The organism is Streptomyces albiflavescens, from assembly GCF_014645835.1.
GTDB classification, from domain to species: Bacteria; Actinomycetota; Actinomycetes; order Streptomycetales; family Streptomycetaceae; genus Streptomyces; species Streptomyces albiflavescens.
This window is the reverse complement of record NZ_BMMM01000008.1, coordinates 421,063-431,851: the sequence shown is the minus strand read 5'-3', so window position 1 is coordinate 431,851 and position 10,789 is coordinate 421,063. Positions and strand designations below refer to the sequence as shown.

General features: G+C 70.3%; 7 protein-coding genes. 4 read left to right on the top strand and 3 right to left on the bottom strand.

All coding sequences use genetic code 11. The features are described from left to right. Nucleotides 1–385 precede the first annotated feature (385 nt). Together IEY95_RS23855 and ptsP are read left to right on the top strand one after the other, a co-directional pair. Complete coding sequence (locus IEY95_RS23855) at nt 386–835, top strand: PTS sugar transporter subunit IIA (protein ID WP_189188135.1); 450 nt, start codon at nt 386–388, stop codon at nt 833–835. A 79-nt stretch (nt 836–914) separates the two neighbouring features. Next, nucleotides 915–2,585 (top strand): phosphoenolpyruvate--protein phosphotransferase, encoded by a 1,671-nt coding sequence (gene ptsP, locus IEY95_RS23850; protein WP_189188134.1) that lies wholly within the window; start codon nt 915–917, stop codon nt 2,583–2,585. 67 nt (nt 2,586–2,652) lie between these two features. Here the strand turns inward: ptsP and IEY95_RS23845 are convergent, their stop codons facing one another. Continuing rightward, entirely contained in the window at nt 2,653–3,546 is an 894-nt protein-coding gene (locus IEY95_RS23845) for a DUF8829 domain-containing protein (protein WP_189188133.1), read from the bottom strand. A gap of 22 nt (nt 3,547–3,568) precedes the next feature. Continuing rightward, complete coding sequence (locus IEY95_RS23840; protein ID WP_308429333.1) at nt 3,569–4,834, bottom strand: MFS transporter; 1,266 nt, start codon at nt 4,832–4,834, stop codon at nt 3,569–3,571. 54 nt (nt 4,835–4,888) lie between these two features. Here IEY95_RS23840 and IEY95_RS23835 point away from each other — a divergent pair, with 54 nt between their 5' ends. Continuing rightward, nucleotides 4,889–6,208, top strand: coding sequence for an aminotransferase class I/II-fold pyridoxal phosphate-dependent enzyme (locus IEY95_RS23835; protein ID WP_189188132.1), 1,320 nt, complete (start codon nt 4,889–4,891; stop codon nt 6,206–6,208). Here IEY95_RS23835 and IEY95_RS23830 read toward each other — a convergent pair whose 3' ends face one another. Further along, on the bottom strand, nt 6,209–8,176 hold the full coding sequence (locus IEY95_RS23830) for an acetoacetate--CoA ligase (RefSeq protein ID WP_189188131.1): 1,968 nt from the start codon (nt 8,174–8,176) through the stop codon (nt 6,209–6,211). 213 nt (nt 8,177–8,389) lie between these two features. On the opposite strand from IEY95_RS23830, the gene IEY95_RS23825 reads away from it, so the two are divergent. After that, nucleotides 8,390–10,768, top strand: a complete 2,379-nt coding sequence (locus IEY95_RS23825) for a glycoside hydrolase family 31 protein (RefSeq protein WP_189188130.1) — start codon at nt 8,390–8,392, stop codon at nt 10,766–10,768. The last annotated feature ends 21 nt before the right edge of the window (nt 10,769–10,789 follow it).

Sequence of the window (10,789 nt, the reverse complement as noted above, 5' to 3'; positions counted from 1 at the left end):
CGGACGCTTCCTTTGTACTCACCCGAGAGACTCTCTCAGGCTTTCCTCCGGGCGCTTCCCTTCGGTGTTTCAAACTCTATCAGTGTTTTTCCGTCTCTCTGACCACCGTCCTGCGGACATGCAGAACGAGACCCCGAGATAGGATCTGACAAGTTGGGTGCTGCCAGGCAAGGACGCTTGGTCGCGTCGCTCGGCCTCAAGGCAGGAGTACGACTCTACATGGGGCCCGGGAGCAGGCGCAAATCGTTTGGGCTGTGCTCTACGGCCGCCAACCCGGACGGCCCATGCGGAACGGGTAGTTCATATGACATACCCTGCTCAGCAGTGCGCCGTCCGGGACAGGCAGTGACGGCCCATATAGATCTCCACCCCTGGGAGGCTTCCCATGACCACCGTGACGTCCCCTATTGCAGGACGCGCCATCGGACTCGCCGCGGTACCTGATCCTGTGTTCTCCGGGGCGATGGTGGGCCCCGGCACGGCGATCGACCCGGTGCGCGAGCCCTCGGAGGCTGTCGCCCCCGTGGACGGAGTGATTGTCTCGCTTCACCCGCATGCCTTTGTCGTCGTCGACAGCGAGGGTCACGGTGTGCTCACGCACCTGGGCATCGACACCGTACAGCTCAACGGTGAGGGCTTCGAGCTGCTCGTCAACAAGGGTGACACCGTCGCACGGGGTCAGAGCATCGTGCGTTGGAACCCGGCCGTCGTCGAGGAGGCGGGCAAGTCCCCGGTGTGCCCGATCGTGGCACTCGAAGCCACCGCCGACTCCCTCTCCGACCTCCAGGAGGACGGCGACACGAAGGCCGGCGACGTCCTCTTCACCTGGCGCTGACATCAGGGCCGTCAGAGACGGCGACTTGGACAACCACCGCGGCGGCGGGACCCCGCCGCACTAATCGGAGACGGGTGAGATGGAGACAACGCTGCGAGGCGTCGGCGTGAGCCACGGTGTGGCGATCGGCGAGGTTCGGCACATGGGAACGGCGGTTCTTGAGCCGCCTGCCAAGCAGATCCCCACGGAGGACGCGGAGCGCGAACAGGGGCGTGCCCGCCAGGCCGTGGAAGCTGTGGCGGCCGACCTGATGGCGCGCGGCAATCTGGCGGGAGGCGAAGCCCAGGCGGTGCTCGAGGCCCAGGCCATGATGGCCCAGGATCCCGAGTTGATGGCGGACGTGGAACGGCGTATCGCTGTCGGCAGCACGGCCGAGCGCGCGGTCTACGACGCGTTCGCCGCTTACCGCGCGCTGCTGGCCGGCGCCGGTGAGTACCTCGCCGGCCGCGTGGCTGACCTCGACGACGTACGGAACCGTATCGTCGCGCGGCTGCTCGGGGTGCCCATGCCGGGTGTCCCGGACAGCGACGAGCCGTATGTCCTTATTGCTCGTGACCTCGCCCCTGCGGACACGGCGCTGCTCGACCCGACTCTGGTGCTCGGTTTTGTCACCGAGGAGGGCGGGCCGACCAGCCACAGCGCGATCCTGGCGCGCGCGCTCGGCGTCCCTGCTGTGGTCGCGCTCCCCGGTGCCTGTGAGCTCGCCGAAGGCACGGTGATCGCCGTGGACGGCAGCACTGGTGAGATCTTCGTGGAGCCGAGCACGGAGAAGAAGGTGCAGTTGGAGTCCGCGGCGGCGGAGCGCAAGGCGGCGCTGTCCGCGTCGACGGGTCCGGGTGCCACCTCCGACGGTCACAAGGTGCCACTGCTGGCGAACGTCGGCGGTCCGGCGGACGTGCCGGCCGCTGTCGAGGCCGGCGCCGAAGGTGTCGGCCTGTTCCGTACCGAGTTCCTCTTCCTGGACGACAGCAAGAACGCGCCGACCGAGGAGAAGCAGGTCGAGGCGTACCGCCAGGTGCTCGCGGCCTTCCCCGAAGGCCGCGTCGTGGTTCGCGTGCTCGACGCGGGCGCGGACAAGCCGCTCGACTTCCTGACTCCGGCCGACGAGCCGAACCCGGCGCTGGGTGTGCGGGGCCTTCGGTCGCTGCTCGACCACCCCGAGGTGCTGCGTACGCAGCTGACCGCCCTCGCGAAGGCTTCGGAGGGGCTGCCGGTCTACCTCGAAGTGATGGCTCCGATGGTCGCTGACCGCACCGACGCCAAGGCGTTCGCGGACGCGTGCCGTGCGGCCGGGCTGCAGGCGAAGTTCGGCGCGATGGTGGAGATCCCGTCGGCCGCGCTGCGTGCGCGGTCGATCCTGCAGGAGGTCGAGTTCCTGTCCCTGGGGACCAACGACCTCGCGCAGTACACCTTCGCCGCCGACCGACAGGTGGGTGCTGTGTCCCGTCTGCAGGACCCGTGGCAGCCCGCGCTGCTCGACCTGGTCGCGCTGTCCGCCGAGGCGGCGAAGGCCGAGGGCAAGAGCTGTGGTGTCTGCGGTGAGGCCGCGTCGGACCCGCTGCTCGCGTGTGTGCTGGCCGGTCTGGGCGTCACCTCCCTTTCCATGGGTGCCGCGTCGATTCCTTATGTTCGGACGACGCTGGCCAAGTACACGCTGGCCCAGTGCGAGCGTGCGGCCGCGGCCGCACGTGCCGCGGACACGGCCGAAGAGGCACGTACGGCGGCGCAGGCGGTGCTGTCCGGCGAGTAACCGGGCCGCGTTGTCGCTCGACCGGTGTGCAGGGGCGCTCCACCCACGGTGGGGCGCCCCATCGCGTTCAGTGCGTGTGACCGGTCCTTTGTCCTTCGTCTCCGAGGTCGGGTGGCACGCAGTAGTTGACTCCCGATTCCGGGGAGACGAGGTCTCCGGAATCGGCATCGGTGCAGTAGGCGTCGAAGACTTCCGCGGCGGTCAGGGGTTCCAGATCCTCGCCGCGCAGGCGCCATCCGTAGACGCAGTCGGTGGTGTCGGGCGCGGTGGTGCGCATGACCAGTCCTCCGGCGCTTCGTGTCGCGATGCCGAGGGCCAGCACGGTGGTGAATTCGAGCGCTTCTGTCTCGTCGAGGCGGGTGCCGCCTTCTGGTCCGCCATCGACCCGGAGTGCGGCGACGAGCGTCTCCGGGGCTGCCGAGACGCTGCAGACGAGGTGCAGGTCGCCGTGGCCCGCGGTGTCGATGATGCGGGCGAGCAGGTGGGAGGCGCGGGCGAAGGACACTCGGCCGATGTCCTCACCACAGGACGCGCAGTTGCCGATGCGGGCCAGGAGTGTGGTCGCGTACTCCCAGGTGGCCTTTCGGACGGCCTCGTCGACGAGGTCCGGGACGAGTTCGGCGAGGGGCTGTCCGTCGTACGGAACGGTGGGGCCCATGGCCGCCAGCTCGGCGGTGAAGCGCGTACGGCTGGCCGGGGCGTCGGGTTCCAGGCCGCTTTCGGCGCAGAATTCGGCGTACTCCTCGGGGTCGAAGAGTGCCACCGTGGTGTGGCTGCCCTGGGCGGCGAGGGTCCTGAGCAAGGCCTCCACCTGCTGGAGGTAGGTGGTGTGGTCGTCGAAGGCGAAGGTGCGGTAGCGCCGCATCGCCGTGAAGTCCTGTTCGTCGGTCAACAGGCCGATGGTGCCGGCGATTTCGCGGCGCAGAACGCGTCGCATGGTCTGGTGCTGGGTGTGCGCCATGTTTCCCCCTGTGCACAGTCGATCAATGCTCACTCACAGTAACTGGCGGCACTGACAATGCCGGGCGAGCGAGGTGGTCGCGCACCAGGCGGTGCTGAAACAGGCAGGTCACGGCTATGGCCGCGCCGAATGCGGTCCAGCCGAGGGGGCCGATGGCGATGGCCGCGGTGACGGCCAGTGGTCCGGCGCTGCGTTGGGCGGACTGCGCGAGTCCGTGGACGCCGAGGTAGGCGCCTTGGGCAGTGTCGGGGGCGAGGGCGACGGAGAGTTCCCAGGAGACGGTGGCGTGGAGCATCTCGGCGACGGTGAAGGCGGCGGCCGCGGCGGTGAGAAGCACGGTCGCGGTGACGGCTCCTCCCGTGGCGGAGAGCGCCATGGCGACGCCGCCCAGGGCGAAGACCGCGGAGAGCGGGAGCAGCAGGGCGCACGCCGCGGCTGTGGTGGCGCCGAACCGGGCGAGGGGCACTTGAAGGGCCACCACCATCACGTTGTTGAGGACCATGAGCAGCGGAGCGAGTCCGTGGGGTGCGTGGTCGGAGTGGGCGATCCACAACGGCAGTCCGACCTTGAACACGGCGTCGTCGAGGAAGAGGACGGTTTCGGTGGCGACGTATGCGAGGTAAGTGCGGTCGCGCCAGGGACTGGCCGGCCGGGTAGCGGGGGCGGGGTCCGTCGATGTGGTGATCGTGCGGCTGACCGATGGCGGTTCGCCGCAGCCCGTGGTGACGAGGGCGACGGCGACGAAGGAGAGGGCGTCGCCCACCAGGAGCCACTGGTACGCCGCGGTGGTGCCGATGGCGAGGGCCCCGGCGGCGGCGAGACCGCCCATGGCCCAGCCGACGTTGGCGACGGTGCGGTTGACCGCCTGGTAGCGGACGCGGTCGGGGCCCGCGACGCGGGTGGCGTACAGCTTGGTGAGGACGTTGGCTGCGCGATCGCCAAGGCTGCCGGCGGCGGAGAAGGCCAGCAGCAGGGCGTAGTTGTCGGTGGTCAGCAGCGCGAAGGAGGCCAGGGCTCGCAGGAGCTGGAGGGCGATCAGAACGTGGGTGAGCGGCAGGCGGTCGGCGATACGGCCGCCGAGCGGTGCTCCGGCGATGCCCACGGCTCCGGACACGGCGACAAGGGCCCCGACCTCCGCGACGGAGAGACCGGTGACGTAAGTGAAGTACAGGACGGAGACGGATGCCCACAGCCCGCTGCCGATCCGGTCGACGAGGGCGATCCAGAGCATTCTGCGGCCGTCGCGGCCTCCTGGAATGTGGGTCGACCATGCGGCTGCGCGGCGCATCGGACTCACTGCTCCCCCTTGCCTCACATTATGTATTGATACATACTTAGCAACGTGGCAACACAATATGGGATCAGTGGCACGACGGCCAAGGGAATTGCCTCGTCCGTCGAACGAGGCGTGTCCGACGGCGCGTTGGAGCCGGGGACGGCGCTGCCTCCGGTGCGCGGACTCGCCGACCAACTCGGCGTGAGTCCGGGGACGGTCGCGACGGCCTACAAGGAGCTGCGGCGGCGCGGGATCGTGGTGACTCGGGGACGCGGCGGGACCGTGGTCGCCGCCGCGCCCTCGGTGGCGGCGCGGCGGCCGCCGAAAGTGCCGGCCGGACTGCGCGACTTGGCGGGCGGGCATCCGGACCCCGAACTGCTGCCCCATCTGGTGCCGCCTTCGCGGCTATCCCCAGGTGCGCGGTCGCATCGCAGCACGCCGCGGCTGGCGCGGCTGGAGGACGCGGTACGGGACTGGCTGGGGCCCGACGGGGTACCGACGGACCACGTGACGTTCGCGCACGGTGCGCTGGATCTGATCGGGCGGCTGCTGTCGGTGGAGTTGCGGCCGGGGGACGCCGTTGCCATGGAGGACCCCGGATATCACCATCTGCTTGATCTGGTCACGGCATTGGGGCTGCGAACCGTTCCGGTCGCGGTGGACGACGAGGGGATGCTCCCCGAGGCCTTGCGCAGTGCCCTGCGGACGGGTGTACGCGCCGTGGTGTGCAGTCCGCGGGCGCAGAATCCGTACGGCGGATGTTTCTCGACGGAGCGCCGGGACGCGCTTGTCGAGGTCCTTCAGGAGGAGCCCGATGTGCTGGTCGTCGAGAACGATCACGCGTCCGCCGTCGCGGATGCGCCTCTGCGCACTTTGACCATGGGCGATCTGGGGCGCTGGGTGCACGTACGGACCGTGAGCAAGTTCCTGGGGACGGATCTACGGTGGGCCGCCGCGGCCTGTGATCCGACGACGCTGGCTCGGCACGACGGTCGGCTGCTGTTGACGTCGGGCTGGGTCAGTCATCTGCTGCAGGAGACGGTGTACGGCCTCATGACGGACGACGGCACGCGCGCGCTGGTGGCGCGTGCCCAGGAGACGTATGGGCTGCGGCGCGTCGCCCTCGTCCGGGAGCTCGCAGGGCGCGGGATCGAGACCCATGGTGTGAGCGGGATGAACCTCTGGGTGCCCGTGCGGGACGAGTCGGCCGTCGTGAACGGGCTGAGGTCGTACGGGTGGTGGGTGGCGGCTGGTGCGCGCTTCCGGCTCGCTTCCGGACCCGGCGTACGGATTTCGGTCGCTGATCTCGAACCCGCCGACGCGGTGCGGCTGGCCTCGGACTTCGCTGCCGTGCTCGGCGAGTCCGAGGCCACCTACGGGGGATGATCAGGCGCGCTTGCGGGCCAGGTCCTCGTAGAAGCGCAGAAGTTCGACGTTGTCCACGGAGCCGACGTTGACCGCCTTCTCCAAGGAGGCGCCTTGGAGGAGACGTTTGACCGGGACCTCGATCCGCTTGCCCGTGAGGGTGTGGGGCACGCCGGGTACCTCGATGACCTCGTCGGGGACGTGACGCGGGGAGAGCTGTTCGCGGATGGTCTGCTTGATGCGCTGCAGGAGGGCCTCGTCGAGCACGGCTCCCGGGGCGAGGTGCACGAAGAGGGGCATCCAGTAGCCACCGTCGGGCTGTTCGATGCCGATGACGAGCGACTCCTTGATCTCGGGGAGGCGTTCGACGGCTTCGTAGATGTCGGCCGACCCCATGCGCACACCCTGGCGGTTGAGCGTGGAGTCGGAGCGCCCGTGGATGACGACGGAGCCGCGTGAGGTGACCGTGATCCAGTCGCCGTGGCGCCACACTCCGGGATACGTGTCGAAGTAGCTGTCGTGGTAGCGACTGCCGTCGGGGTCGTTCCAGAAGCGGATGGGCATGGACGGCATCGGGTTGGTGACCACCAGCTCACCGACTTCGTCGGTGAGGGGCTTTCCACTGGGGTCCCAGGCCTGGAGGTCGGTGCCGAGGCCGGGTGCCTGGAGTTCTCCGATGTACACCGGGAGGGTCGGTACGGCTCCCGCGAAACAGGAGCACACGTCGGTGCCGCCGCTGACGGAGGCGATCCACAGATCCTCGCGGACCTCGTCGTGCAGCCAGCGGAAGCCGTCGGGCGGCAAGGGCGAGCCGGTGGTGGCGACGCACTGCACGCGCGCGAGGTCGAAGTCGCGGGAGGGGTGGACGCCCGCCTTGCGGCACGCCATGACGTACGCCGCGGAGGTGCCGAAGAGGGTCGCCCCCGTGCGGTCGGCGATGCGCCACTGGGCACCCGTGTCCGGATAGCCCGGGCTGCCGTCGTACAGGACGATCGTGGTGCCCGTGAGCAGGCCGGAGACGAGGAAGTTCCACATCATCCAGCCCGTGGACGTGTACCAGAAGAAGCGGTCCTCGGGGCCCAGGTCGCAGTGCAGGCCGAGCTGCTTGAGGTGTTCGACGAGGATGCCGCCCTGGGACTGGACGATGGCCTTGGGGAGGCCGGTCGTGCCGGAGGAGTAGAGCACCCACAGGGGGTGGTCGAAGGGCACCTCCTCGAAGACGGGCACCACGTCGGCGGAGGTCAGGGCGGACCATTCCAGAGCGCCCTCGGGTGCCTCGTTGCCGAGCAGGGGGATGTGCACTACGGCGCGCAGGGTGGGCAGTTCCCGGCGCAGTTCGGCGACAGTGTCGCGGCGGTCGTGCTCCTTGCCGCCGTAGCGGTACCCGTCGACCGTGAAGAGCACGACGGGTTCGACCTGCTGGAAGCGGTCGAGGACGCTACGGGCGCCGAAGTCGGGGGCACAGGACGTCCAGACGCCTCCCACGGCGGCTGTCGCGAGCAGGGCGACCACGGCCTGCGGAATGTTCGGGAGATAGCCGCTGACACGGTCTCCGGGGCGTACGCCGAGGGCGCGCAGCTCGGCGGCCAGCGAGCCGACCTGGCGGCGCAGCTCGGACCAGGTCACCGGGGTCGGCTCATGGGTCTCGTCGACGTGGAGGAGGGCCGGCTCGTCCGGGCGGGACTCCGCCGCACGGAGGGCGTGCTCCGCGTAGTTGAGGGTCGCCCCGGGGAACCACTCGGCGCCAGGCATGGAGCGGTCGCCGAGCACGCGCGTGCAGGGCGTCGAAAACCGTACGTCGAACCACTCGGTCACGGCTTGCCAGAACGAGTCCAGCTCGTCCACCGACCAGCGGTGCAGCACCGCGTAGCCGCCGTCGGACGGCGCTCCGTGGTGCTCGGCCGCCCAGGCCTGGAACTTCGTGATCTGTGCCTGGGCGATCCGCTCCTCGGTGGGCTGCCAGAGCGGTGAGGGGTTCGCGGTGGACATGGGGCGGCTCCCGGACTGTGCGCGTCGTGTGCGTCTGTCGCGCACGAGCAGGGGTGTGCGCGTCACGCGGCTGACACGGACGATGCCATGTGATCGACTTCTGCACCAGGGTGCGCCACACATAGTCGGCAGAGTGAAGATGTGGCGCCGCCACGGGTGAACGGGAGTTGAACGACTCACCCATTTGGCGCCGGCAATGGCAGGGTGAGCAGCATGGACGGTCGTGACCTGGTGCGTTCGGTGAAGTCGGTCGGTTCGGGGGGTGCCACTCAAAGGTTGCGCACGATGCGGGCTGCGTGGCGCAGGAGGCGTGCCGATGCCACCGGGTTGCCGCGGCGGGGCGCCGAGCGCGCGCGGGTGCCCGGGCCGGTGCGCGGTGTGGAGCCGGGGCCCGGCGGCGGTGTCGTCCGGTTCACGCGGTCCGAGCTGCGGATCATGGTCGCGGTGAACGGAGCGGTGTTCTGGGGCTGGGACGGGGTCGGCCCGGAGCCGTCGTACGCGCTCGCGGGCCGCTGCCCGGAGCCGGACCCGCGCGCCGTCCTCGAGCCGGACAAGGACGGCGGCTGGCGGGTGGTGGCCGAACGGGCGACCGTCGTCGTCTCGCGGCACGGGGCGGTCGAGGTGCGTACCCCCGGCGGTGTGATCCTGCGCCGCGATCTGCCGCCTCGCTGGTGGGAGCCCGTCGCTGGTGGCGCGGCCCGCTGGATGCAGCGTTCCGAAGTGGCTGCCGACGCGCGGTTCTTCGGCCTGGGCGGGCGCGCGGCGGGTCCCCGGCTGCGCGACGGGCAGTACCGGCTGTGGAACACGGACCCCGGCCAGGCCTTCGGGCCCGGCGACGATCCGCTGTACCTCACCATGCCCGTGCAGATGGTGGTCGCGGACGCTGCCACGCACCTCGTGTTCCATGACACGTCCTGGGACGGCGCGGTGACGCTGCGCGAGGGCGAGGAGGGTGCCGGCTCGGGGCACGACCGCGCCGGGACGTGTGAGCTGCGGATGGACGGCGGCCCCCTGCGCTGCTGGGTGATAGTGGGCACCCCCGCGCGGGTGCTGCACGCGTGGGCCTCGCTCACCGGAGCGGCCGCACTGCCGCCCGCGTGGGCGCTGGGGCACCATCACGCGCGGTGGGGCTTCGGCAGCGAGCAGGAGGTGCGGCGGATCGTCGCGGGTTATCAGGAGCGCGGTCTTCCGCTCGACGCGGTCCACCTGGACATCGACCACTACGACGCGCACCAGGTGTTCACGGTCGACCGGGAGCACTTCCCAAAGCTGCCCGTGCTCGCCGAGGAGCTGCGCCGCGATGGCATCCGCCTGGTGTCGATCGTCGACCCGGCGGTCAAGGCCGAGCCCGGCAACACCGTGTACGACAGTGGGCTCGCCGAGGACGCCTTCGTGCGGGATGCCTCGGGGCGGCTCGTGCGGGGTGTCGTATGGCCTGGAGAGTCGGTCTACCCGGACTTCACGCACGCGCGCGTGCGGAATTGGTGGGGCGGACTGTACGAGGAGCGGCTCGCGCAGGGGTTCGCCGGGTTTTGGCACGACATGAACGAGCCGACGTCCTTCACGGCGTTCGGGGAGTCGACGCTGCCCCGCTCGGCACGGCACTCCCTGGAGGGGCACGGAGGAGACCATCGCGAGGCGCACAACGTGTACGCGCTCGGGATGGCCCGCGCAGCGTACGAGGGTCTGCGTGAACTGGCGCCCCAGGAGCGGCCGTTCCTCTTCTCGCGCTCCGGGTGGGCTGGAATGCAGCGCTACGGAGGAAGCTGGTCCGGGGATGTGGCCACGGGCTGGCCAGGGTTGCGGGCCTCGCTGTCGCTGGTGATGGGGCTCGGGCTGTGCGGGGTGCCCTACTCCGGACCCGATGTGGGCGGCTTCGACGGAAGCCCGTCGCCCGAGCTGTATCTGCGGTGGTTCCAGCTCGGCGCGTACCTCCCGCTGTTCCGTACGCACGCGAGTCTGCGCGCGGGGCGCAGGGAGCCCTGGGAGTTCGGCGACGAAGTCCTGAAGCACGCGCGCGTGGCGCTCGGCGAACGGCGGCGGCTGCTCCCGTACTTCATGACACTGGCGCATCTGGCACGCCGAACCGGTGCGCCGTACGTACGACCGGTGTGGTGGGGTGCGCCCGAGGACCGGGCCCTGCGCGACTGCGAGGATGCCTTCCTGCTCGGCGACTGTCTCCTGGTGGCGCCCGTACTGGACCACGGGGCGGACCGGCGGGCGGTGCAATTGCCGCGGGGACGCTGGTACGACACCGTCACCGAGGAGGCGTTCGAGGGGCCGGGGCAGGTGCTGCTCGACGCCCCCTTGTCGCGGATTCCGGTGCTGGCACGGGCGGGCGCCGTCGTGCCCGTACGGGGAGCCGACGGCGGTCTGGAGCTGGAGGTATGGGCTCCCGCGCGCGGACGCGGCGGGGGCGGGCTCGTCGTGCCGGACGCGGGCGACGGGTGGGAGGAGCCGGAGATCGAGCGCTATGTCACGCGCTGGGAGGGGCGGGATGTGGTGGTGCGGCGGGAGGGCGAGGGCGGCCCGGGCGAGCCGCCGTATCCCGTTCGGGTGCGCGGGCTCGGGTCACATGTGACGGATCACTGAGCATCCCGAGCACGCCTTGAG